Below are 22,971 nucleotides of genomic sequence, written 5' to 3' on the forward strand. Positions count from 1 at the left end.
GGCCCGCGGGGATCACGCCGGGTGCGTTCGAAACCACTCCAGCAGCCAGCGGGCGCGGGACGGCGCGTCCGGACGCGCCGCGGCGGACGCCGGGCGGTCGAGGAAGTCGTCGTAGCCGCGGAGCTGGCGGAGGGTCGCGTCGTCGACCGTGCGGAAGCCCATCGACCAGGCGGGGAACTGCCGGGCGGGGATCTCCTCGTCGAGCAGCAGCCGCACGTCGGTGTGCCGCTCATCGGCCTCGATGGCGGCGAACACCGACTCGACGGCGTCGTGCGGGCCCTCGAGCACCTGCATGAACGTGCCGTCACGGTGCAGCAGCAGGCCCGTGAGGCCGGCCTGCTCGTTGTTGCGGATGCACTGGCCGAGGAGCTCGCCCAGCTCGTCGTCGGTCATCTGCCGTGTGGCCGTGCTCGTGTAGACGGTCGTCCGCATGGTGCCCCCTGGTGCTGTCCCCCCATCCTCGCGCGTCGCGGGCGTGCACCGTGCACCGGATGCGCGCGCGGCGCGGGGCGGACATCACGGCGGCCGGGGATCCGCCGGGGTTCTGTCGTCCGGACGGACGACAAGAGCCCGGCGCGTCCACGGGGACGGCGCGCGCCGGGCTCCTGCTGCTGCCGCGTCCGTTCGGGTCGGGTCGCGGAGGGATCTGATGAGCTGCCCCGCTCGGCGGGGGGACGCGTCGGGGCGCTCCTCGGGTATCCATTCGCACGGCGGCATCGGGGGAATCCGCTGTACGAAGAGGACTCTATGTCCCCTGTCCTCGCTTTGGGGGACAAGTCGTGCACGAATCGCGGGTGATCCGAGGGTGAGGGGAGGGTGAGAGTTCCCGTCCACCGCGGATCCGGGGTCAGTGCGAGCCGCCGCCGAGCGTCCAGGTGCGCACGTGCTCCCAGGTGAGGGTGTTCCACCAGCGGCCGGACCAGTCCGGGCTCGCGGTGCGGTACATGACGACCGTGTCGCCGACGAAGCCGGTCGGCACGGGCTCGTCGAGCTCGCGGATGAAGGCGCCGACCTCGTCGTGCAGGTCGGGGCGGACGAGGAGGTCGTGCGAGGCGAGCGAGAGGTGCGCCCGGAAGCGCGCGGGGTCGAACGAGTGGTGCTCGGGGGAGTCCATGGGACGCCGGAACGGGGCCGCGACGCGGTCGATGTCCGCCGCGAGCGCGAGCAGCTCGGCGTTCTGGCTGCCGTCCGGCAGGCCGTCCACGTCGTAGACGAAGCCGAAGCCGTGCTCGCGGACGCCTGCGTTGTGCACGGGGAACGCGGGGCGGTCGGCGAGGAGCTCGGTGACCGCCTCGATCACCCGCGCCTCGTCGTGCCCGAACGGCTGGCTCCCGATGAGCGTCGCGTGCGGGGGGAAGGCGCCGGCGGACACGAGGCCGTACTGCGCGCGGATCTGGTCGGTGACGACGGTCACGGCCCGGCAGGTGCGCGCGTCGGGGCGGAGGAAGATCCCGTAGCGGTAGGGGTCGCTGTCGTCGCGGGGGAGCAGCGACGGGCGCACCTCGACCCGGCTGGCCGACGCGGGCGCGGTGTCGGGGGCGGCGAGCGCGTGTGCGGTGTGGTCGTCGTGGTCCATGGGGATCCTCCAGGCGTCGAGCGAGCGCAGGGAACGTTCCCTACGTGGCGACGTCGATGGTCCCACAGCGCGGATCGGCGAGGGCGGCCGCGGGGTGAACGGCGGGTGGACGCACGGTGCGCGGTGCGCGGGGGCGGTGCCTGAACGGCGCTCGCGCGACGAGCGTCGCACGACGTGCGTCAGGCGCGGAGGAGCGCGGCCGTGCGGCCCGGGATCAGCTCGCCGTCGACCGCGGTGTGGCGGGTGCCCGTGACGGTGCCGTCGATGCGGTCGACCACGGCGTCGACGGCGAGGGCGCCGATGACGGGGATGGGCTGGCGCCACGTGGTGAAGTCGAGGAGCGCGCTCGTGAAGGGCGGCAGGCCGTCGTAGCCGGTGATGGAGACGCTGTCGGGGGCGGTGATGCCGCGGCGGCCGAGGCCGTCGAGGATCGCGAGGGCCCACCCGTCGCTCGGGGTCATGATCGCGGTGACGCCGCCCGCGTCGACGATCGCCTGCGCGATGCCGTCCGCCCCCTCGATGTGCCCGCCCCGGTGCTCCTCCCCGCGCACGTGCACGGCGTCGAGGCCGAGCTCGCGGAGGCGGTCGAGCATCGCGAGGGTGCGTGCGGACATCGTGAGGGAGATGGCGGGCGGGAGCGTGAGGACGGCGACGCGGCGGTGGCCGAGCGACGCCACGTGGTCGGCGAGACCGCGGCCGCCCGCCGTCTCGTCGCAGTAGACGCTGCTGAGCGACGCGTCCACCTCGGGGCGGCCGGCGACGACCGTGGGGATCCGGAGTGCGGACGGCAGGATGTCCGCGACCGGGAGCGCGCCGCTGCACACGATGAGCCCCTCGACCTGCAGCGAGACGAGCGTCTCGAGGGCCTTGCGCTCCTCCATCACGTCGAACGCGCCGAAGCCCGTCGCCGTGACGACCCGGTACCCGCGCTCCGACGCCCGCTGCTGCAGCGCCGTGAGCAGGTGCCCGTAGAAGGGCGTGGACGCGTCGCGGACCAGGACGCCGAGCGTGTGGGTGCGGTGCGCCGACATCCCGCGCGCGTGGGCGTTGGCGACGTAGCCGAGCGCGGCCGCGGCGTCGCGGACCGTCTGCTGGGTGGCGGGGGCGACGCCGGGCGCGCCGGAGAGGGCGCGCGAGACGACGGACTTGGAGACCCCCGCGCGCGCGGCGACGTCGTGGATGGTGGGGGCTGCGCCGGGGCGGCTCATGCGCGGATCCGCGGGGCGAGCTGCGCGGGGAGCGCGGCGGCGGGGACGGGGATCGGCGCGGGGAGCGCGGCGGCGGGGACGGGGATCGGCGCGGGGTGCGCGGCGGCGGCGGGGGGCACGGGTCCACGGTAGCGATGCGGGGGCGCCGCGGGTGGCAGGTCAGGGGCGGTGCGGCGATGGACCGATGGCGGGCGGCGGATCCGCGACGGGCGCGGGATGCGCTCCTGCCGCGGGCTCCTGGACGGGCGGCAGGGGGAGGCCGGCCGCGCTGGCGCCGAGGCGGTGGAGGATCGCGCGGTACGCCTGGCGGAGCGGGCCGGCCGATCGCGGCGCGTGGGTCCCGCCGACGTCCCCGGCGGACGTCGCGCGTCGGATCGCGCGGAGCGGGTCGTCGTCGGCCGGATCCCCGGGCCACACGTCGTGCAGCGCGCGGAGCCGCTCCTGCAGGAGGTCGTCGTCGCGGTCGGGGCTGCTCAGCACGCGCGGGCTCCCGAGGGCGTGCGGCGCCGACGGCCGGGGTGCGCCGGGCGGACGCCGGGCGGCGTGCGCGGGTGCGGGGCGTGCGGCATGGGACCTCGTGCTGCGGCTCGGACGGGAGGGGCACGAGGCTACGGGCCGCGCGGATCCGGCGGGGCGGCTCCTGCACACGCCGCGTCGCGCTAGGTTCGGCGGGACCCGGGGAGGCGCATGGACCACGACGCCGTCGATGCCGCGCGCGACGCCCGCGGGGGCGTGTGGCGCGTGCGGGAGCTGCGGCTCGAGCGGATCCACCGGGACGTGGCCGTGCGGATCGCCGGCGGTCGCGTGACGCTCGCCGACCCCGCAGAGGAGGTGCTCGGGCGGCTCGACCTGGCGATCAGCGACGGCGTGGTCGACCGGCACGTGCACCTCGGGCTCGTGGATCGCGCGGCGCTCGCCGCATCGCCCGTCACGGCCGTGGTCGACCTCGGGTGGGATCCAGCGGAGATCGCCCGCATCGCGGCCCGTCCGCCGGAGGGCGTGGCCGTCCGCTACGCGGGTCCGTTCCACACCGCCCTGGGCGGTTACCCGTCGGATCGGGCGTGGGCGCCGGCAGCCGCGGTGCGCGAGGTGGCGCGCGCGGAGGACGCGGCGGCGGCCGTCGCGGAGGCGAGGGCTGGCGGATCCGGCGCGGTGAAGGTCGTGCTGCACGACGGCGGACCGCTCCTCGCCGACGACGTGCTGGCCGCGCTCGTCGACGCCGCGCATGCCGCCGGCCTTCCCGCGGCCGTGCACGCGGAGGGCCAGGGGCAGGCGGCGCGCGCGCTCCGGGCGGGCGCCGACGTGCTCGTGCACGTGCCGTGGACCGAGCGGCTCGACGACGCCACGCTGCGGGAGTCCGTGGCGCGCGACGTGCTCTGGATCTCGACCCTGGCGATCCACGACGGCGCCGACCTCGCGACGGCCCTCGAGAACGCCCGGCGCCACGTCGCGGTCGGCGGCCGGATCGCGTACGGCACCGACCTCGGCAACGGCGACCTCCCCGTGGGCCTGAACGCGCGGGAGGTCGAGCTGCTCGGCGAGGTCGGGCTGCGGGGCCCGGCGCTGCTCGAGGCCGTGCTGGGCAGCGCGCCCGGCGTCATCGCGCACGCGCTGGCGAGCGCGGAGCCGCTGCCGTCGTCCGCCGACGCCACCGCAGGGGAGCTGGTCTCGTGGCTGCGCGGGGCGCACCGGCTGGGCGCGGCCGACCTGCCACGGCGGGGTTGAGCGGCCGACCGCACCCTCCCGCGACGCCGGGTTGTCGGCCCACATGAGGTTAGGCTAACCTCACCTACCGTGACCTCCCCCGCCTCGACCTCCCCGATCGCGCGCGCCGCGGACCCGGATCCGGCGCCGGCGTCACCCGCCGCATCCGCCCTCGAGGCCCGCGACATCACGGTCGCGTACGGCGACACGGAGGTCGTGCACGGTGCAGGGCTCGAGATCCGACCGGGCTGCGTCACCGCGCTCGTCGGGCCGAACGGCAGCGGGAAGTCGACGCTGCTGCGCACGATGGCCAGGCTCCAGGCGGCGCGCTCCGGGTCGCTCGTGCTGCGCGAGGAAGGCGCGGAGGCGGGCGAGTCCGACGCCCTCGACCTCTCCCTCCGCCGCTTCGCCCGCCGCGTCGCCCTCCTCACGCAGGGCCGGCCGACGCCCGGCGGCCTGAGCGTCCGCGACGTCGTCGAGTTCGGCCGCTACCCGCACCGCGGCCGCTTCGGCGGGGCGGATCCCGAGGGCAGGGCGGCGGTGGACCGCGCGCTCGACCTCACGGGCCTCGTCGCCCTCGCCGACCGGGGCGTCGACCAGCTCTCCGGCGGCCAGCTCCAGCGCGTGTGGCTCGCGAGCTGCCTCGCGCAGGAGACGGGCGTGCTGCTCCTCGACGAGCCGACCACGTACCTCGACCTCCGCTACCAGGTCGAGCTCCTCGACCTGGTGCGCGACCTCGCCGACGACGCATCGATCGCCGTCGGCGTCGTCCTCCACGACCTCGATCAGGCCGCCGCGCTCGCCGACACCGTCGCGCTGCTCTCCGACGGCCGGATCGTCAAGACCGGCACCCCATCCGAGGTGCTGACCCCCGACCTCCTCACCGAGGTCTACGGCATCCCCGTCGAGGTCCACGCGGACCCGACGACGGGCAGCCTGCGCACCCGCGCGGTCGCCCGCCACCACCACAGGAACGAGAGGCTCCACCCGTGATCACGAGACGACGAACCCTGGCGATGACCGCCCTCGCCGCCGCGACAGCGCTCACGCTGACCGCGTGCGGCACCACCGAGGAGGCGTCCACCGGCGCCGGGGCGACGCCGGCCGGCGAGCAGATCACGCTGACCGACGGCACCGGCGCGGAGGTCACGCTGGACGGGCCCGCGACCAAGGTCGTCGGCACCGAGTGGAACGTCGTGGAGAACCTCGTGTCGCTGGGCGTGGATCCCGTGGGCGTCGCGGACGTGGCCGGCTACAGCGCCTGGTCGTCCGCCGTCCCGCTCGTGAACGAGCCCGCCGACATCGGCACGCGCGGCGAGCCGAGCGTGGAGACCATCGCGTCGCTCGCGCCCGACCTCATCGTCGCGACCACCGACCTGCCGGCCGACGCGATCACGCAGCTGAAGGCCATCGCGCCCGTGCTTCAGGTGAACTCGGCCGACGGCAGCAAGCAGATCCAGCAGAGCGAGGACAACCTCGAGCTCATCGCGAAGGCGACGGGCACCGCGGACAAGGCGACCGAGGTCATCGGCGCATACGACCAGGCCGTCGCGGATGCCAAGGCGAAGCTCGACGCCGCCGGGCTCGCGGGCTCGAGGTTCCTGTTCGCGGACGCGTACGTGGACGCCGGCGCCGTCACCATCCGCCCGTTCGGGACGGGCTCGCTGATCGGCGACGTCACGACCGAGCTCGGCCTCGAGAACGCGTGGACGGGCGAGGTCGACCCCGCTTACGGCCTCGGATCCACCGACGTCGAGGGCCTCACGACCGTCGGCGACGTGCAGTTCCTCTACAACTCGAACTCCACGCAGGGCGACGACCCGTTCGCCTCCACGCTCGCGGGCAACGCCGTGTGGCAGTCGCTCCCGTTCGTGACCGCGGGCGACGTGCACCGCATGCCCGACGGCATCTGGGCGTTCGGCGGCCCGGCGTCGATGACGGCGTACGCGAAGGCCGTGTCCGACCTGCTGGCCGGCTGACCCGCACCCTCCCGATGACCGCTCCCGTCCGCACCGCGCCCCCGTCGGCCGACGCGCCTCCCGTGTCCCCCGCGGCGGCGGCGATCCCGGATCCCGCCCCGTCGTTGGCCGCGGTCACGCGCGCCGACGGGGCCGGTCGGATCCCGGTGCGGGCGGTCGCGGTCGTCGCCCTCCTCGCGCTGGTCGTGGCGGTGCTCGCGGTGATCGACGTCACCCAGGGCACCGCCGCCGTCGGCCCGCGCGAGGTGTGGCAGGCGCTCACCGGGCGGGCGACGCCGGGCGACGCGTCCGTCGTGGTCGCGTCGCGGCTGCCGCGCATGGCCGCGGGGATCCTCGTGGGCCTCGCCCTCGGCGCGGCCGGCGCCGCCCTGCAGACCGTGAGCCGCAACGTGCTCGCCTCGCCCGACACCCTCGCCGTGAACGCGGGCGCGCACGCGGCGCTGGCGGTCGCGGCGGTCACCGGGCTCACGCTGCCGGCGCTCGCGGGCGCGGGCGTCGCCTTCGTGGGCGGGCTGGTCGCGGCGGCGGTCGTGCTCGCGGTCTCGGGCCTCGGATCCGGCACCGTGCGCCTCGTGCTCGCGGGCAGCGCGCTCGCGCTCGGCCTCGGATCCGTCACCAGCGCGCTCCTCCTCCTCTTCCCGCAGCAGACCAGCGGCCTCTACCGCTGGGGCCAGGGCGGCATCGGCCAGAACGGCTTCGACGCCGTCGCGCAGATGGCGCCCGTGGTGGTGCTCGCGCTCGGGATCCTGCTGCTCATCACGCGCCGACTCGACGCGCTCGGGCTCGGCGACGACGCCGCCCGGAGCCTCGGCGTCCACGTACGGGCGACCCGCGTGATCGCCGTGATCGCCTCGGTGCTGCTCGCCGCGGCGGCCGTGACGGTCGCCGGGCCCATCGGCTTCGTCGGCCTGTACGCGCCCGCGTTCGTGCGGCCGCTGCGGCGGCTCGTGCCGGGCGTCCGGCGCTCGTGGGTCTTCATCCCCGTCGCCGGGCTCATGGGCGCGGCCGTCGTGCTGCTCGCCGACGTGCTGCTGCGCGCGGTCGTCGGCGCCGAGGCGTCGGTCGCCGTGCCGACCGGGCTCGTCACCTCCCTCATCGGCGCGGTCGTGCTCGTGGTCCTCGCCGTGCGCACCCGCGACAGCGCCACGCCCGCGCCCACCGAGCGCCACGGCGTGATCACCCGCCGTCGTGCCGCGCTCGTGGTCGGCGCACTGGTCGCCGTGCTCGTCGGGCTGCTGATCGCCTCCGTGCTCCTCGGCGACGCGAAGCTGCTCCTCGGCGACGTCGTCAACGGGATCCGCGGCACCGCCGGCCCCGTCGTCAGCTACGTGCTCGACACCCGCGTGCCGCGCGTGCTCGCCGCCGTGCTGGCGGGTGCGGCGCTCGCGCTCGCGGGCGTGCTCGTGCAGGCCGTGACCCGGAATCCGCTGGCGGATCCCGCGATCCTCGGCGTCTCGGGCGGCGCGGGGCTCGGCGCCGTGCTGTTCGTGACGACCGCGCCGCTCGCGTCCGGATGGGGCATCGCGGGCGCGGCCGGGCTCGGCGCGCTCGCGGCCGCGGCCGTCGTCTTCGGGCTCGCGGCGCGCGGCGGCTTCCCGCAGAACCGCCTCGTGCTCATCGGCGTCGGCGTCTCGGCGGGCACGGCGGCGGCCATCAGCATGATCATCGTGCTCACCGACCCGTTCAACGGCGCGAAGGCGCTCACGTGGCTGTCCGGATCCACCTACGGGCGCGGGTTCGACGACGCCCTGCCCGTGCTCGTCGCCCTCGTGCTCGCGGTGGCGGTCGCGGCGCCGCGGCACCGGATGCTGGATCTCGTCACCCTCGACGACGACACCCCGCGCCTCCTCGGCGTCTCGCTCGTCCGCTCGCGCCTGCTCGCGCTCTCGGTCGCGGTCGTCCTCACGGCGACCGCGGTCGCGGCGGTGGGCGTGATCGGCTTCGTCGGCCTGGTCGCGCCGCACGCGGCCCGCGCGCTCGTCGGATCCCGCCACGCGCGCGTCGTGCCCGTCGCGATCCTGCTGGGCGCCGCCCTCGTGACCCTCGCCGACCTGCTCGGCCGCACCGTGATCGCCCCGGGCCAGCTCGGCGCCGGCCTCGTGACCGCGCTGGTCGGCACGCCGTACTTCGTGTGGCTGCTGTGGCGCGGGCGGGCGTCCCGCGGGCGGTAGGGGCACGTGCCGCGGGGGTGGGGCTGACCCCACCTCGATCCGGGAGCGAGCAGGATGGGCGACGTGCCCATCGCTCGCGAGGCTGGGAACATGAACACCACACCATCCGCGACCGAGGCCGAATCGACGCCCGTGCCACCCGAAGAGCTCTTCCCGGAAGCCGCCGACGCGTCCGACGCCGGCGGCCCTCCGTCCGATGCCGCGGGCGGGAGCGAGGACGTGGATCCGGACGACGCCCCCGCTCCCCGCGATCGCCGCCGCTCCTTCTACTCCTCCGCCTGGCGGCGCTTCCCCCGCGACATCGGATACCTGCTCCTGACCGCGGCGCTGTGCGCCACGGTCTACCTCGCGCTCCCCAACATCGTCTTCGGCCTGATCGACCAGCTCCTCTGGTCGGCGACCGGCCTGTTCGCGGCGCTCGCGCTCTCCGTCGTGCTCTTCGGGGCGCTGTTCGCGGCGCGGGGGCTCGGCGCCGTCGAGCGCGTGCGGATCGGGTGGGCCGAGCCCCGGCCGATCCGCCCGGTCGACTGGACGCCCCGGTGGCAGCAGAACCGGGCCACGCGGATCCTCTCGGCCGTCGCGAATCCGCACTACTGGCTGCACCTGCTGCACGCGGTCGTCGTCTACCCGCTCGTGGCCCTCGTCACGCTCGGCGCGGGCGCCGTCCTGCTCGCCGGGTTCCTCGGGCCCATCGCGGGCGTCTTCGCCCTGATGGCGCTCGACTGGCGCATCGACCCCTACCTCACGGAGCGGGGCTTCGACGCGGGGCGTACCGAGGCCCTCGCGGTCGCGATCGGCGTGGTGGCGATGATCCTGTCCGTCGTGCTGCTCCCGCTCTGGGCGCGTGGCGCCGTGCTCGCCCACTACTGGACCGACCACGCGCTCCTCGGCGGCTTCCGGTCCGACGCCCTCGAGCGCCGCGTCCAGGGTCTCGAGCAGTCCCGCGCCGGCGCGGTGACGGCCGAGGGGCAGACGCTGCGCCAGATCGAGCGCGACCTGCATGACGGTCCGCAGCAGCGCCTCGTGCGGCTCCGCATGGACCTCGCGGCCGCCGAGCGCGCGCTGGAGACGGATCCGGAGCGCGCTCGGACGCTCATCGCCGAGGCCTCCGAGCACGCGCACGACACCCTCGAGGAGCTGCGCGCGCTGTCCCGCGGGTTCGCCCCGCCGATCCTCCTCGACCGCGGGCTGGTCGCCGCCCTCGAGGCCCTCGCGTCCCGGGCGACCGTCCCCGTCGCGCTCGATGTGCACCTGCCCGAGAAGCTGGTGCTCCCGACCGAGGTCGAGCGCAACGTCTACTTCACGGTCAGCGAGCTCCTCACCAACGTCGCGAAGCACTCCGAGGCGACCCGGGCGGACGTGACGCTCGTGCTGATGCGCGACTTCGACGAGACCCGGGTGCTCGTGGCCCGCGTCAACGACGACGGCCGGGGCGGCGCGTCCGTGCAGGAGGGCCACGGCCTCCAGGGGCTCGTCGGACGGATCGGCGCGCTCGACGGCGACGTGAGCATCTCCAGCCCGCAGGGCGGACCCACGCGCATCACCGCGCGCGTGCCGCTCCTCACGCTCAACGGCGTGCCGACCGACGGGTCGGGCACCGGCGCGGGCGGATCGCCGGCCGCCTCGCCCGACCCCACCGCGTGACTACGCTCGGGGCCATGGACGACGGCCCGGTTGCAGCGCGCATCCGGGCCGTCGTGGTCGATGACGCCGTGCTCCTCCGCGAGGGGCTCGCGCGGGTGCTGGTCGAGGCCGGGATCGACGTCGTCGCCCAGCACGCGGACGCCGCCGGCTTCCTCGCGGCGCTGGCCGACGACGCCCCCGACGTCGTGGTGATGGACGTCCGCATGCCGCCGACGTACACCGACGAGGGGATCCGCGCCACGGTGGAGGCCAGGCGGCGCGTGCCGGGTATCGGCGTGCTGCTCCTCTCCCAGTACGTCGAGGCCGCCTACGCCGAGGAGGTCTTCCGCAGCGGCACGGCCGGCATCGGCTACCTGCTCAAGGACCGGGTGACCCGGCTCGAGGAGATCGACGACGCCGTGCGCCGCATCGCGTCCGGCGGCACCGTGCTCGACCCGGAGGTGGTGACGCAGCTCATGGCCCGACGACGCGATCCGCTCAGCGCACTGACCCCGCGCGAGCGCGAGGTGCTCGGCCTCATGGCCGAGGGCCGGACCAACGCGGCGATCGCGCGGGCCCTGGTGATCGGCACGGGCGCGATCGAGAAGCACGTGACGAGCATCTTCGTGAAGCTCGGCCTGGAGGACACGGGCGAGGACCACCGGCGGGTCCTCGCCGTGCTCGCCTACCTGGGGTGACGCCCGGGGCGATCCGCCCTGCTCGTCGTCCCCGCCCGTGGAGCGAAGTCGAGGCCGGGCGTCGTGCCCCGGTGGTCGAGGAGGCGCGGCGTGACGTCGGCGGACGTCAGCGGGCGTCGATCGGCTGCGGCCTCGGGATCCTCGTCGTGCTCAGCCTCTGGACCTCCGGGCTCTCCTGGATGCTGCCGGGCTGATCCGGCGCCGGGCCGGGCGCGAGCTGGGGAACCCGCCGCGCACGCTGTGATCGCTCTCAGCGACCGTGCGATCGAGCGCGCCCCGGCCACCATGGGGGTGGTGCGCATCGCGCCGACCCGAGACCCACCTGAGGAGAGCACCGCATGTCCTGGCAGATCGGCGGCTTGCCGCTGCACCCCCTCATCGTCCACTTCGTGGTCGTGGCGTTCCCCACGGCCGCGCTGCTCATCCTCGTGTCGGCGGTGTGGCCGGCCTTCGCGCGGCGGCTCGGGATCATCACCCCGCTGGTCGCCCTCGCCTCGCTCGTCGCGGTGCCGCTCGCGACCTCGTCCGGCGAGCGGCTCGAGGGGCAGGTCGGCGGGGGCGCGGTCCTCGAGGCCCACACGCAGCTGGGCGACACGCTCCTCCCGTGGGCGGTGGCCGTGTTCGTCGTCGCGACGGCGCAGTGGCTGTGGATCCACCGGCTCGCCGCCCACGGGTCCGGCCGCGCCGGACGCCGCATCGCCCGCTCGCGCCGCATCGCCGTCACGGCCGTGCTGGCGGTCGCCGTGGCCGTCTCCTCGGTCGGCGCGATGGTCACGACCGTGCGCGTCGGCGAGTCGGGCGCGCGCGCCGTGTGGTCGGACTCGGGCGCGGGCGGCGGGGACGGCGCGGGCGGCGGGGACGGCGACGACGGATGAGCGCCGACGCGACCCCGCTCCCCACCCACCCCGACGAGCCCCACACCGGCAGCATCGCCGGGCGCCTGAACTGGCTGCGCGCCGGCGTGCTCGGCGCGAACGACGGCATCGTCTCCGTCGCGGCCATCGTCGTCGGCGTCGCCGGCGCGACCACCTCGACGGGCGCGATCGCCACGGCGGGCATCGCGGGACTCGTCGGCGGCGCGATCTCGATGGCCCTCGGCGAGTACGTGTCCGTCAGCAGCCAGAGCGACAGCCAGCGCGCGCTCATCGCGAAGGAGCGCGCCGAGCTGGCCGCGGATCCCGAGGCCGAGCTCGAGGAGCTCACCGCCCTGTGGCGCGCCCAGGGCCTCTCCGACGAGACCGCGGCCCGCGTGGCGGAGGAGCTGACCGCGCGCGACCCGCTCGCCGCGCACCTCTCCGCCGAGCTGCACATCGACGAGGACGAGGTCGCGAGCCCGTGGCAGGCGGCGCTGTCCTCCGCGGTCGCGTTCCTCGCCGGCGCGATCCTCCCGCTGCTCGCGATCCTGCTGCCGCCCGCCGGGATCCGCGTGCCCGTCACCTTCGCGGTCGTGCTCGTCGCGCTGGCCGGGACCGGCGCCCTCGGCGCCCGGCTCGGCGGCGGCCCGGTCGGTCGTGCGACACTCCGGGTGGTCGTCGGCGGCGCCGTCGCGCTCGCCGCCACCTTCGCCATCGGCAGCCTCCTCGGCACCGGCGGCGTGGCCTGACCCACCACCGACACCACCCCCATCCACGGAACGGATCCGACATGCCCCTCATCCGCATCGACCTGGTCGCCGGCCGACCCGAGCACCAGATCACCGCCATCGGCGACACCCTCATGCGCACGCTCGTGGACGTCTACGGCCTGCCGGAGCGCGACCGCTTCCAGATCGTCACCGAGCACGCTCCGGGCAGGCTCACCGCCCTCGACGTCGGGCTCGGCATCGAGCGCTCCGAGCAGGTCGTGATCATCCAGATCTTCACGCAGGCCGGACGCAGCACCGAGGAGAAGCAGGAGTTCTTCCGGACCCTGGCGGCCGCCCTCGCCGAGGTCGGCGTGGCGGGCGAGGACCTCGTCGTCGGCTTCGTCGAGAACACCGCCGCCGACTGGTCCTTCGGCTTCGGCCGCGCGCAGTACGTGACGGGGGAGCTGCAGAAGCCCGGCAGCTGATCCGCGGAGCCGTCAACCGATCAGCAGCCGGATCCGGTCGGTGACGAGCAGCGCGCCATCGACGTCCACCGTGAGGGCGTCCACGTCGAAGCGCGCGATGGCCGCGTCGAGGCCGACGCGGCCTCCCGCGAGGATCGCCGTCGCGAGCACGTCGGCCGTGACGATGTCGTCGGCCAGCACGCTCACCTGCGCGAAGGCGGCCTCGCCCGGAACCGGCGGCCGGCGCCACACGTGCTCGCCGCGCTCCGCCGTGCCCGAGGTGGCGACGGCGCGGCGCCCGCCCGCGAGGGGCAGCGCGCAGAGCAGCGCGCGGCGGTCCGCCGGGTCGACGACGCCGATCCGCCACGCGCCGCCGGAGTCGTCGGTCCCGGATCCGAGGACGTCGCCGCCGACCGTGAGCAGCCAGTCGCCGTCGCCGAGGAGATCCGCCGCCTCGGCCATGGCGCGCGCCTTGACCGTGCCGGACAGGTCGACGACGCCGTCCGGGCGGTGGGGCGTGAAGGCGCCGTCGGTGGCCGCGCGCCAGCCCAGCGCGTCGGCGTACGCGTCGCGCATCCGCGGGCTGGACGCGGGGAGGGCCAGCTCGCCGCGGGCGATGCGCGACGCCTCCGAGTCGGGGCGGTAGAGGCTGAACCGGGCGTCCGCGTCGGCGAACACCGCCTGCGCGGCGGCGATCGGCGCGTCGGGCGCGGCGCGGAGGCTCACGGTCGTGCCCATCACGTCGAAGGTGCGGACGACGGTCCGCCCGGCCCGGCCCTTCACAGCCCGGCCTGGTCGACCGCGGACTGCAGCGAGGTCAGGTACCCCTCGCTCGTGTAGGTCGCTCCGCTGACGGACTGGACGTCGGCGGACTGCGCGGCCAGGACCTCCTGCCGGAGGATCGGCGCGGCCCGGTTCGAGATCGCGACCGAGCGGCCGTCGTGGTCGGTGAGGCGCAGGGCGGTGACGTCGGTGATCCGACCGTCGGCGACGGTGATCCGCACCTGCACCTGGCCGTACCGGGTGCTCGCCGATGCGCCGGTGAACGTGCCGCCGGCCGCGGTCGTCGCGGGGACGGTCGTGGACGGGGTCGCGCCGGTCGACGGGGTCGCCGTCGAGGACGTGCCGGCGGAGGACGCGGCGGCGGCGTCGGATGCGGGAGGCGTCGTGGTGACCCCCACCGTGCCGATCTGCCAGCCGGCGACCAGCACGGCGGTGGAGGCGAGGACGCTCGCGGCGGCGGCTCGTGCCCTCACCGGTCGAACCTCTCCACGTGGATCCGCTCCTCCGGCAGGCCCGCGGCCCGGGCGTCGCGGACGACGAGCTCGGCCCACGCCGTCGGACCGCAGACGAACAGGTCGGACTCGAGCAGGTGGGGCAGCGCGGTGGTGATCGTCACGCCGCGGGCGGCGGACTCCGCCGACAGCCACGTGGCCGCTCCCGCGGGACGCGGCCCGACCATGCCGGCGAGCGTCCCGCCGCCGCGGCGCACCAGCGCGTCCGTCTCGGCCCACAGGTAGGTCTGCGTCTGGTCCGTCGCGCGCAGGAGGACGGTCGCCTCGCCGGGCCGCAGCCCGCCGTGCTCCAGCAGCGCCCGCGCGGGGGTCACGCCGATGCCGGCCGCGACGATCGCGAGACGGGGAGCGATGCGGACGACGTCCGTGAAGATCCCGTACGGGCCCTCGAGCGACACCGCCGTCCCGGGCCGGAGGCGCGCGAGCCCCGCGGTCCCGGACCCCAGCGCGCGGACGGTGATCCGCGCCGCCGTGTCGGTGGGCACCGCTGAGAAGGAGATCGGGTGCGCGTGCCACCAGGTGCCGCGGCTCCAGAACCGCCAGATCGCGTACTGCCCGCCGACGACGCCGAGGCGGGTGAGGTCGCGGCCGCGGAGGTGGAGGGAGGAGACCCCGGGTGCGATGACCTCGACGGCGTCGACGCGCATGCGGTGGCGCAGCGTCGCGACGACGGGGACGAGGATCCGGAACCAGGCGACGGCGCCGAAGGCCAGCACGTAGAGGGCGATCCAGTAGACGCGCTGCGGGGTGCTCTCGGCCAGCACCTGCCCGGCGGACAGCTGATGCGGCACGGCCACGAGCACGGCCGCGTAGCTGAGCAGGTGGATGAGGTGCCACGCCTCGTAGGGGAAGCGGCGCCGCACGGCGACCAGCGACGTGACCACCACGAGCACGAGCAGCGCGCTGCCGAGGAGCGCGAGCAGCAGGTCGCCGCCGGAGTACAGCGAGAGCGCCTCCTGCCATATGGTGACGCCGTCGGCGAGGGCGTAGCCGACCGTCAGCAGGGCACCGTGGGCGAGGATCAGGTAGAGCGCGGGCTTGCCGAGGCGCCGGTGCAGGGCCATCGCGGTGTCGAGTCCGACGGTGCGGTCGATCCACGGGATGCGGGCGGCCAGCACGATCATCAGCAGGATCAGGTCCGTGCCGACGAGGCCCGCGAGGATGCCCGCCGCGGTGACCGCTGAGCCGACGTCGGTGACGGCGGCCGCTCCGCCCGCGGAGAGGTACAGCGCGACGGCGGCGGCGACCGACACCCCGCACGCGGTGACGAGCAGGTCGGCGGCCCGGAGCCTGCGCCGGTGCGCGCGTGCGCGGTCGACGGGCGTCGGCGCGGGCGCGCTCGTCGTCGGCGGGGCGGGGGGCCGGTGCGTGGCGGTCACGGTCGTGTCTCTCGATGGGGTCCTCTGCGTCGAGGGGATCCCCTCGGTGCGGGAACACGATCGCGGTCGTGCCTATGAGCCGGCGATGGACGGCCCTCCCCCCGCCCGTGATCCGCCGTGCGCGGGATGAGAAGAGGCACAGGTACGCGTCCGCGGCGGCGGATGTGCGGACCCTCAACGATCCCCACGCCCGCCCCAGCCGTCGCCGTCCCCGGCCGTCCACGATCGGAGGATGACGCACCTCGCGACCCGGACGCCCGCCCGCTACGCCGCCTCGACCGTCCCCGCGGCCACCGGCCTGTTCTGGATCCTCAAGGTGCTCACCACCGGGATGGGCGAGACCGCGTCCGACTTCCTCGCGACCGCGTTCGACCCGGTGATCGTGGTCGGGGCGACCGGCCTCGCGTTCCTCGGGGCGCTGGCCCTGCAGTTCCGCGTGGGCCGATACGTGCCCGTCGTCTACTGGCTGTCGGTGCTGCTCGTCAGCGTGTTCGGGACCATGGTCGCCGACGTGCTGCACGTGGTCGTCGGGGTGCCGTACGCGGTGGCGACGGCGGCGTTCGCGCTGGCCCTCGCCGCGGTGTTCGTCGCCTGGTGGCGGGTGGAGGGCACGTTGTCGATCCACGCGATCACGACTCCCCGCCGGGCCCTCCTCTACTGGCTGGCCGTCTCGGGGACGTTCGCGCTCGGCACGGCGGCGGGCGACCTCACGGCGTCGACGCTCGGTCTCGGGTACCTGCCGTCGGCGATCCTCTTCGCGATCGTCATCGCGGTGCCCGCGGCCGCGTACCGCCTCGGCCGGCTCGGGCCGGTGTCGGCGTTCTGGTGCGCGTACGTGGTCACGCGTCCGCTCGGGGCGTCGATCTGCGACTGGCTCGCCGACCCGGCCGCGAAGCGCGGTCTCGGCCTCGGCACGGGCCCGGTGACGCTCGCGGCCCTTGCGCTGTTCCTGGTGCTCGTGGCGGTCGCGGCGCTCAGGCGTCGGGGTGGGCGCGCCGCCGCTGTCGCCAGTACGTGAGGGCGATGCCGCCCACGCTGATCACCACGATCCCGATGAGCACGACGTCGATGTACTCCCCCACGAAGTCGGCGACGCCGGGGATCCGGCCGAGGAGGAAGCCGAGCAGGATGATCGCCGTCGACCACACGGCCGCGCCGAGCGCGTTGAACCCGACGAAGTGCGCGTACCGCATCCTCCCGACGCCGGCCGCGACGGGCGCGAACGTCCGGACCACGGGCACGAACCGGGCGACGGTGACGGCCCAGCCGCCGAAGCGGTCGAAGAACCCTTGCGTGCGGGCCACGCTCGCGCGGCTGAAGAGTCCGCTGTCCTTGCGTTCGAAGATCCGCGGCCCGGTGCTGCGACCGATGACGAAGCCCAGCTGGTCGCCGAGGAACGCGGCGACGGCGACGAGGAGGATCACCACCGGCACGGGCAGCCCGATGACGCCGGTCGAGACGAACACGCCCGTGAAGAACAGGAGCGTGTCCCCGGGCAGGAAGAACCCGATCAGCAGGCCCGTCTCCACGAACGCGATGAGGCAGACGAGCGCGACGGCCCAGGGACCGGCGCCGTCGAGCAGGGCTTGGGGGTCGATCATGGGCGGTCCTCACGGGTTCGGGTCGGGGGCAGGTGCATCTCCGCGGCGAGGCCGTGCGGGGACAGGTCGCGGAGGCGCAGGGTGCCGCCGGCGGCGCGGGTGAGGCCGTCGACGATGGCGAGGCCGAGTCCGGCGCCGCCCGACCCGCTGCGCGCCGCGTCCGGGCGGGTGAACCGCTGGGTGGCCACCTGGTGGAACCCCTCCGGCATGCCCGGGCCGTCGTCGACGACCGAGACGTGCAGGCCGTCGGCGTCCTCGGCGAGCGTCGCGACGATCGCGCCGCCGTCCGGGGTGGCCCGCACGGCGTTGCCGAGGAGGTTGTCGAGGATCCTGCCGAGGTCGGCCGAGGCGATCCCGTAGCGCGCCGGGGTCGCGCCGGGGATCCGGTCGGCGGTCGGCGGGAGATGGAACTCGATGGCGAGGTCGCGCGACCGGGCGACCATGCGCGCCCGGTCGACGGCGTCGGCGAGCTCCTCCCGCAGGGCGTCGGCGTCGGCGCTGCCCGCCGACGCGCCCGCGTCGATCCGGGAGAGGAGCAGCAGGCCGTCGGTGAGCTCCTGGAGCCGGTCGACGGACCGGCGGGCGTCCACGATGTCGGCGTGCAGCGCATCCGGGTCGCCGCGCACCCGGTCGCTGAGCTCGAGCCGCGTGCGGAGCGCCGCCAGCGGGGTGCGGAGCTCGTGGCTGGCGTCCGCGACGAGCTGGCGCTCGCGCTCGGCGGACTCGCGCAGATCCGCGATGAGCGCGTTGAGGGTGGAGGCGAGGCCGGACAGCTCGTCGTCCGCGGGGCTCACGGGGAGCAGCTCCGACGATCGCCCGCGTCGCAGCCGGTCGGCCGTGGCGCGCATCCGCCCGACCGGTCGCAGCGCCAGGCCCACGAGCACCCACGAGGTCGCGGCGAAGCCGACCACGAGCACGACCATCGCGACCAGGAGCGTCGCGCTGATGCCGTGGACGACCTGCTCCTCCGTGGCCCGGCTCTCCTCGATCGCCGTCGCCGACGCCCGGCGGCGGACGAGCTCCAGGGTGGAGGCATCGAGGACGTGGTCGAGCTGCGTGCGCACCACGACCGCGACGACGCCGAAGAACGCCACCGCGATGGCGAGGCTCCCGAGGGTGATGCGGACGCGGACGCCGAGCCGGCGCCACCTCACGTCGTCGGCCCCAGCCGGTACCCCACGCCGCGGCGCGTGACGATCTCCGCCGTCGCCCCGCTCGCGAGCAGCTTGCGGCGCACGTAGCTCACGTACTGCTCGGCGATGTTGTGCGCGACGAAGTCCGTCGATCCCCACACCTCGCGGAGGATCGCGTCCCGCGACACGAACCCGCCCGCGCGCGCCGCGAGCACCCGCAGCACCGCGAACTCCTTCGGGCTGAGCGGGAGGGCGGTCGGGCCGACGGTGGCCGCGCGCGCCAGGAGATCCACCCGCAGGTCGCCCACGAGGATCGGCGCGCGCTGGCTCGTGCGCTCGCGTCGGAGCATCGCCCGCAGCCGCGCCGACAGCTCCTCGAAGTGGAAGGGCTTGGCGAGGTAGTCGTCCGCACCGGCGTCCAGGCCGAACACGCGGTCCTCGAGGGCGTCGCGGGCCGTGAGCATGATCACCGGGAGTGCGCGTCCCGCGGAGCGGAGATGGCGGCAGAGCTCGAAGCCGCTCATGCCGGGGAGCATGACGTCGAGGATCGCGGCGGAGTGCTCGCGCTCGCGGGAGGCGGTCAGGGCGTCGAGGCCGTTCGTGAAGAGGTCGACGTCGTAGCCGTCGCCCGTGAGGCCGCGCACGAGGAGGGCGCCCATCTCGACGTCGTCCTCGACGACCATCACCGACTCCCGCATCCCGGACCTCCACCGCCATGCTGGCACCCGCGTGCGCGGCGACGGCGGTCCCGGGACGTCGATGTGCGCGATCTCAGCGTCGCCGCGCGGATCCGGAGCCGCCGGTCAGCGTCCCGTACGACGCCTCCACGACGCCTCCACGCGGCCGGGCGGACCTCCGACCCGGGCGCGGCCCCACCCGGTCCCTACCGCCCGGGGAAGGGGACGAGACGATCGGGGCGCGTGCTGCATCAGCGTCGATGCAGGGCGTGCCGACCACCGCGCCACCGGCGCCCGAGGAGGAGGACCCGCATGACCGCCGTCGAGGACGGGAACACCGACCAGGTCACGCGCCGGTCGGTCGATCATCCTGCCCGGCCATCCCCATCCGGGTCCACGACCTCCGCTGCCACGTCGCGGAGCGGCGTGCTGGTGCTGCGTGCTCGGTGCCGGAGGACGGCGAAGGCCCGGTCCATCGAGATCCCCATGCGCTGTGAGAGGGCGCCCTTGGCCTGCTCGATGACGATGCGGCTGTCGAGCGCGCGCTCGAGCTGATCGGCGAGGGTGTGGCTGAGGTCGAGGGCGTGCTGCTGCAGGATGCTGAGGGTCGCCGCGTCGGCGAGCGTCTGCACGAGCGCCGCTCGCGGTCCGAGAGGGCGCCGGGTTCCGGCGTGAACAGGCACAGCGACCCGATGGTGCGGCCGCGGAGGCGCATGGGGGTCGCGTGCACGGCACGGAAGCCGCGGTCCTTCGCGATGGGCGTGAAGCCGGGCCAGACGTCGAGCTTCTGATCCAGGTCGGCGACCTCGACGGGCTCGCCGCTGTGCACGCAGTCCAGGCACGGTCCCTCGGAGGTGCCGAGCTGCGCCTCCTCGACGTCCTCGGCGCGCTCGCTCGTGGAGGCCGCGACGTGCAGGAGGCCGGTGCTGTCTGCGAGCACGATGCCGCCCTCGGTCGCGGAGGTGTGGGTGACGCACGCCTCGACGACGTCGTTGAGGGTCTGCAGGATGTCCGCGGTACCGAGGCTGGCCGCCAAGGCGATGAAGACGTCGCGGAGATCGGGCTCGTGCATGCTCACTCCTCGACGGCAGTCGCCTGGAGCGACGGCGGTCATGCGCGAGGTGAGGGAGATGCCGGCCGCGGCCGCCGCCTGCTCAGGAGCGCGGGCCGTGCTCGTCGTCCGCGGCGACCCGGGGCTCCTCGCGGGAGGGGCCGAGGTCCAGGGAGCGGTCGATGACCTGCCGCGCGACGTCGCTGATGCGCAGCGAGTTGCTGCGGGCGTGGTGGCGGAGGAGCGCGAAGGCGTCGTCGACGCTGATGGTGTTGGTGAACGAGAGGAAGCCCTTGGGCTGTTCGATGACGACGCGGGATTCGAGGGCGTTCTCGAGTTGGGCCTGCACGATGTCGTGCTCCTGGAACAGACGGTGGTGGAGGATGCCGAGCGTGGTCATGTCGCAGAGGGCACGTGCGGCGAGGAGGTCGGCGGCGTCCAGGGCCCCTGCGGTGGAACCGAAGAGGTTCAGCGTCCCGAGGACCACGTCGTGGTTGCGCAGCGGTATGGCGTGCACGGAGGCGTAGCCGAGGCGAGCGGCGGCGTCGCTGAACGGCCGCCATCGCGTGACGGCGGTGGAGATGTCGGGCACGACGACGAGCTGGCCGGTGTGGAAGCAGTCGAAGCACGGGCCCGCGTGCGCGTCGATCTGCAGCATCTCCATGAGCCGCGCGTCCTCGTCCGTCGACGCCAGGAGCTCCAGTTCGCCGTGCTTGTCGCTGAGCAGGAGGCCGGCTGCGGTGACGTCGAAGAGGTCCTGACTGGCGTCGACCAGCAGCTGCGCGACGTCGATGACGTCGTAGTCCTCGACGAGGGTGTCGGCCATCGTGCCGATCGCGGCCAGGAGACGCGTCTCGCGGGGCTGGTCCGTCATGTCCGCTCCCGAGCCGTGATGCCGTCGCTCTCCCGCGTGAAGTGGAGCCGTCCGGTGAGGAGGTCGTCGGCGATCTCCAGCATGGAGCGGTGCGTCGCGAAGGCGTGGCCCTGGATGAGCAGGTACGCGTCCTTCGCGGGGAGCCCGAGCTGGGCGATCACGATGCCCGTGGCCTGGTGGATGGTGCGGCGGGAGAACGGTCGTGTCGTCGCGCTCTCGTCGCTCTGGGTGGCGCTGCGGATGAGGTGGCGCCCGATGATGTCGCTGAAGGCCTGCGCCTGCCCCGAGGTCCGCTCCTCGAGCGTCAGAGGTCGGATAGCTCCGCGTCGGAGGCGTCGACGGGGACCTCCCGTGCGACTCCCGTGGGGATCGCGGCGGCGAGGATCCGGACGGCATCGGCCGCGGACACCGTCCACGTGGTCGTGACGGAGATGCGGGCGACGTCCTCGGAGGACGTGCCGGTCCCGGCGAAGTCGACGTGCACGTCGCGCGTCTCCTCGCTGATGGCGGTGGTGGCGCGTACGCCCTCGAGGATGAGGTCGTCGTCGTAGGGCAGGTTGGTGATGGCCACGGTGGTGTTCCTGTCGAGGAGGGGGGCAGCGGAGGCCGCCGCGTCGACGGATCCGGCGCGGAAGTCGGGAGGCGCGTCGCACCGCGGAGCGGGTGACGGCCGGGACCAGGACACGAGGGACGCGCCAAGGCGTCAGTGCACGCCGGGCTCCGTCTCTGCGATCAGGTGCAGTCCGGCGGACGTGTTGGCGACCTGCATCAGAGCCTCCACCCATGCCGCGTTGATCGCCGGGGGCCGGCCCCGCTGAACGCGAACAGGATAGGGATCTCCGGGGAGATCCATGCGGTCCGGCGCCCGGCGCCCTCGGACGCGGGATTCTTCCAGGAGAAGGCGAAGCCCTCGCGGCGCCGGAGCTTGTCGATCATCACGATCTGCAGATGGGCCAGGGCCCGGTCGTCGATCTCGGTGCGGACCGAGGTGTTGTAGGTGAACTGCCCCATGACTGGCTCCTTCGTGACGTCACCCGCGGAAGGGGGTTCCCGTGGGGCGGCCCTCGGAGCACCAGCGGAGCCGCCGACTTCGCAGTCCGATCCGCGTGCGCGATGAGGACGTGATCCGCGACCGGTGTCCAGAGGGCATTCCGCCGGGTTCCCGGTGACGCTGGGCGCGGACGAGGAGACGCCCAGGACGACGCGGGGGAGGCGCCGTCCCGGGCGAGATCCCGCACCGTCTTCGGGTCCGGTGCATGGTGACGCAGCTCGACGGCCTCGACGGGGTGTCGGCCACGGGCGAGCGTCCTGGGATCGAATGGTCCGGGAAGACCGTTCTGCGTGCCACTGTAGGGAGCTTCGGGAATCCGCACGAAGAGCGACGGGGGCCTTGACATCCGCCGCGAGCAGTCGGCGAGTGACCTCCCCGTCGACATGCGTCGCGGGTTCAGATGTCGGCGAGACCCCCGAGGTCATGGGGGGCGTCGTCCTCCCCGGCGTAGGGGCTCACCGACTCCGGGTGCTGCATGCGCTGGAGGTCCGCCCGGATGGCGTCGACCGTCGCGTCGTTGTCGGGTTCGGTGATGGTGCTCGTCGTGGTCTCGGCCATGAACGGGGCGCCGGCGCCGAGGAGGAACGTCGCGTCCACCTCGTCCCCGTCCGAGCTGATGGCGTGGACCGTCACGGACTCCCCGCGCCCTCGTGAGGACAGGGCGGCGGCGTACTCGAGGAGGGCATCGGCAGTGGCGTCGCCCACGAGGAGGGACTTCTCGGCATAGGTGATGTGCTTCATGCCTCCACGCTAGGAACGTCCCCCGCAGCCGCCGAGGGCCTTGACAGGTCGGGCCGCTCCCGCTGCCGATGCCGATGCCGATGCGCAGCGACGCCCGCGGTCGTGGCTCACGGGATGAGGTGTGGGAGGAGGTCGGCGACATGCTGCAGATCCGCGGAGCGCATGCCGGGATCCGCGTCCGC

General features: G+C 74.8%; 28 protein-coding genes and 1 pseudogene. 11 read left to right on the top strand and 18 right to left on the bottom strand.

The genetic code is table 11. The features are described from left to right. Nucleotides 1-12 precede the first annotated feature (12 nt). From FGD68_RS02620 to FGD68_RS02635, 5 genes are all read right to left on the bottom strand, one after another. Nucleotides 13-432: a BLUF domain-containing protein gene (locus FGD68_RS02620; RefSeq protein WP_119373357.1), complete on the bottom strand. Its 420-nt coding sequence runs from the start codon at nt 430-432 to the stop codon at nt 13-15. A gap of 415 nt (nt 433-847) precedes the next feature. Next, the gene (locus tag FGD68_RS02625) at nt 848-1,576 is read right to left on the bottom strand and encodes a 2'-5' RNA ligase family protein (protein ID WP_119373356.1); all 729 of its coding nucleotides are present in this window, start codon (nt 1,574-1,576) and stop codon (nt 848-850) included. 179 nt (nt 1,577-1,755) lie between these two features. Next, nucleotides 1,756-2,784, bottom strand: coding sequence for a LacI family DNA-binding transcriptional regulator (locus FGD68_RS02630; protein WP_237609735.1), 1,029 nt, complete (start codon nt 2,782-2,784; stop codon nt 1,756-1,758). Next, on the bottom strand, nt 2,781-2,903 hold the full coding sequence (locus FGD68_RS15485) for a hypothetical protein (RefSeq protein ID WP_262914783.1): 123 nt from the start codon (nt 2,901-2,903) through the stop codon (nt 2,781-2,783). Before FGD68_RS15485 ends, FGD68_RS02630 begins: the two co-directional genes overlap by 4 nt. A gap of 40 nt (nt 2,904-2,943) precedes the next feature. Further along, the gene (locus FGD68_RS02635) at nt 2,944-3,264 is read right to left on the bottom strand and encodes a hypothetical protein (RefSeq protein ID WP_237609736.1); all 321 of its coding nucleotides are present in this window, start codon (nt 3,262-3,264) and stop codon (nt 2,944-2,946) included. A gap of 207 nt (nt 3,265-3,471) precedes the next feature. Here FGD68_RS02635 and FGD68_RS02640 point away from each other — a divergent pair, with 207 nt between their 5' ends. From FGD68_RS02640 to FGD68_RS02685, 10 genes are all read left to right on the top strand, one after another. Then, a complete protein-coding gene (locus FGD68_RS02640; RefSeq protein ID WP_237609737.1) occupies nt 3,472-4,509 on the top strand; it encodes an amidohydrolase family protein in 1,038 nt (345 codons plus the stop codon). 69 nt (nt 4,510-4,578) lie between these two features. Continuing rightward, nucleotides 4,579-5,481, top strand: coding sequence for an ABC transporter ATP-binding protein (locus FGD68_RS02645; RefSeq protein WP_104236682.1), 903 nt, complete (start codon nt 4,579-4,581; stop codon nt 5,479-5,481). Further along, entirely contained in the window at nt 5,478-6,467 is a 990-nt protein-coding gene (locus FGD68_RS02650; RefSeq protein WP_119373683.1) for an iron-siderophore ABC transporter substrate-binding protein, read from the top strand. Before FGD68_RS02645 ends, FGD68_RS02650 begins: the two co-directional genes overlap by 4 nt. Before the next feature lie 14 nt (nt 6,468-6,481). Then, the gene (locus FGD68_RS02655; protein ID WP_237609738.1) at nt 6,482-8,638 is read left to right on the top strand and encodes an iron ABC transporter permease; all 2,157 of its coding nucleotides are present in this window, start codon (nt 6,482-6,484) and stop codon (nt 8,636-8,638) included. A 90-nt stretch (nt 8,639-8,728) separates the two neighbouring features. Then, nucleotides 8,729-10,282: a sensor histidine kinase gene (locus FGD68_RS02660; RefSeq protein WP_119373399.1), complete on the top strand. Its 1,554-nt coding sequence runs from the start codon at nt 8,729-8,731 to the stop codon at nt 10,280-10,282. 14 nt (nt 10,283-10,296) lie between these two features. Further along, nucleotides 10,297-10,959 (top strand): response regulator transcription factor, encoded by a 663-nt coding sequence (locus FGD68_RS02665; protein ID WP_119373397.1) that lies wholly within the window; start codon nt 10,297-10,299, stop codon nt 10,957-10,959. Next, nucleotides 10,956-11,153 (top strand): hypothetical protein, encoded by a 198-nt coding sequence (locus FGD68_RS02670; protein ID WP_146079913.1) that lies wholly within the window; start codon nt 10,956-10,958, stop codon nt 11,151-11,153. Before FGD68_RS02665 ends, FGD68_RS02670 begins: the two co-directional genes overlap by 4 nt. Before the next feature lie 144 nt (nt 11,154-11,297). Beyond that, entirely contained in the window at nt 11,298-11,834 is a 537-nt protein-coding gene (locus tag FGD68_RS02675) for a DUF2231 domain-containing protein (protein WP_237609739.1), read from the top strand. Beyond that, nucleotides 11,831-12,562 carry a VIT1/CCC1 transporter family protein gene (locus tag FGD68_RS02680; RefSeq protein ID WP_119373850.1) on the top strand — a complete coding sequence of 244 codons (732 nt, stop codon included), beginning with the start codon at nt 11,831-11,833 and terminating at the stop codon, nt 12,560-12,562. Before FGD68_RS02675 ends, FGD68_RS02680 begins: the two co-directional genes overlap by 4 nt. A gap of 41 nt (nt 12,563-12,603) precedes the next feature. After that, a complete protein-coding gene (locus tag FGD68_RS02685) occupies nt 12,604-13,008 on the top strand; it encodes a tautomerase family protein (protein ID WP_119373851.1) in 405 nt (134 codons plus the stop codon). A 12-nt stretch (nt 13,009-13,020) separates the two neighbouring features. Here the strand turns inward: FGD68_RS02685 and FGD68_RS02690 are convergent, their stop codons facing one another. Genes FGD68_RS02690 through FGD68_RS02700 form a run of 3 tightly spaced genes read right to left on the bottom strand, consistent with a single transcriptional unit; the run spans nt 13,021 to nt 15,661 of the window. Then, entirely contained in the window at nt 13,021-13,725 is a 705-nt protein-coding gene (locus tag FGD68_RS02690) for an FAD:protein FMN transferase (protein ID WP_237609740.1), read from the bottom strand. 41 nt (nt 13,726-13,766) lie between these two features. After that, nucleotides 13,767-14,243: an FMN-binding protein gene (locus FGD68_RS02695; protein WP_119373894.1), complete on the bottom strand. Its 477-nt coding sequence runs from the start codon at nt 14,241-14,243 to the stop codon at nt 13,767-13,769. Beyond that, nucleotides 14,240-15,661, bottom strand: coding sequence for a ferredoxin reductase family protein (locus FGD68_RS02700; RefSeq protein ID WP_237609741.1), 1,422 nt, complete (start codon nt 15,659-15,661; stop codon nt 14,240-14,242). The genes FGD68_RS02695 and FGD68_RS02700 overlap by 4 nt, the downstream gene beginning before the upstream one ends. A gap of 232 nt (nt 15,662-15,893) precedes the next feature. Between FGD68_RS02700 and FGD68_RS02705 the strand changes: the two genes are divergently transcribed. Next, complete coding sequence (locus tag FGD68_RS02705; protein ID WP_119372398.1) at nt 15,894-16,679, top strand: COG4705 family protein; 786 nt, start codon at nt 15,894-15,896, stop codon at nt 16,677-16,679. Here the strand turns inward: FGD68_RS02705 and FGD68_RS02710 are convergent. From FGD68_RS02710 to FGD68_RS02750, 10 genes and pseudogenes are all read right to left on the bottom strand, one after another. Then, entirely contained in the window at nt 16,636-17,262 is a 627-nt protein-coding gene (locus FGD68_RS02710) for a DedA family protein (RefSeq protein WP_119372397.1), read from the bottom strand. The genes FGD68_RS02705 and FGD68_RS02710 overlap by 44 nt on opposite strands. Then, on the bottom strand, nt 17,259-18,416 hold the full coding sequence (locus FGD68_RS02715; protein ID WP_119372396.1) for a sensor histidine kinase: 1,158 nt from the start codon (nt 18,414-18,416) through the stop codon (nt 17,259-17,261). The genes FGD68_RS02710 and FGD68_RS02715 overlap by 4 nt, the downstream gene beginning before the upstream one ends. Continuing rightward, nucleotides 18,413-19,093 (bottom strand): response regulator transcription factor, encoded by a 681-nt coding sequence (locus FGD68_RS02720; RefSeq protein ID WP_119372395.1) that lies wholly within the window; start codon nt 19,091-19,093, stop codon nt 18,413-18,415. The genes FGD68_RS02715 and FGD68_RS02720 overlap by 4 nt, the downstream gene beginning before the upstream one ends. 344 nt (nt 19,094-19,437) lie before the next feature. Next, a complete protein-coding gene (locus FGD68_RS02725) occupies nt 19,438-19,704 on the bottom strand; it encodes an ANTAR domain-containing protein (protein ID WP_182480877.1) in 267 nt (88 codons plus the stop codon). A gap of 14 nt (nt 19,705-19,718) precedes the next feature. Further along, a pseudogene (locus tag FGD68_RS15575) lies at nt 19,719-20,186 on the bottom strand (GAF domain-containing protein); the annotation flags it as partial. Between the two features lie 40 nt (nt 20,187-20,226). Continuing rightward, entirely contained in the window at nt 20,227-20,997 is a 771-nt protein-coding gene (locus FGD68_RS02730; protein ID WP_119372393.1) for a GAF and ANTAR domain-containing protein, read from the bottom strand. After that, nucleotides 20,994-21,413 (bottom strand): ANTAR domain-containing protein, encoded by a 420-nt coding sequence (locus FGD68_RS15490; protein WP_119372392.1) that lies wholly within the window; start codon nt 21,411-21,413, stop codon nt 20,994-20,996. The genes FGD68_RS02730 and FGD68_RS15490 overlap by 4 nt, the downstream gene beginning before the upstream one ends. Beyond that, nucleotides 21,302-21,568: a hypothetical protein gene (locus tag FGD68_RS02740; RefSeq protein ID WP_119372400.1), complete on the bottom strand. Its 267-nt coding sequence runs from the start codon at nt 21,566-21,568 to the stop codon at nt 21,302-21,304. Before FGD68_RS02740 ends, FGD68_RS15490 begins: the two co-directional genes overlap by 112 nt. A 197-nt stretch (nt 21,569-21,765) precedes the next feature. Beyond that, nucleotides 21,766-22,008, bottom strand: coding sequence for a DUF7882 family protein (locus tag FGD68_RS02745; protein WP_315850984.1), 243 nt, complete (start codon nt 22,006-22,008; stop codon nt 21,766-21,768). Between the two features lie 436 nt (nt 22,009-22,444). Further along, entirely contained in the window at nt 22,445-22,789 is a 345-nt protein-coding gene (locus FGD68_RS02750; protein WP_119372391.1) for a hypothetical protein, read from the bottom strand. Nucleotides 22,790-22,971 lie beyond the last annotated feature (182 nt).

Origin of the sequence: Clavibacter californiensis, assembly GCF_021952865.1 — a bacterium.
GTDB classification, from domain to species: Bacteria; Actinomycetota; Actinomycetes; order Actinomycetales; family Microbacteriaceae; genus Clavibacter; species Clavibacter californiensis.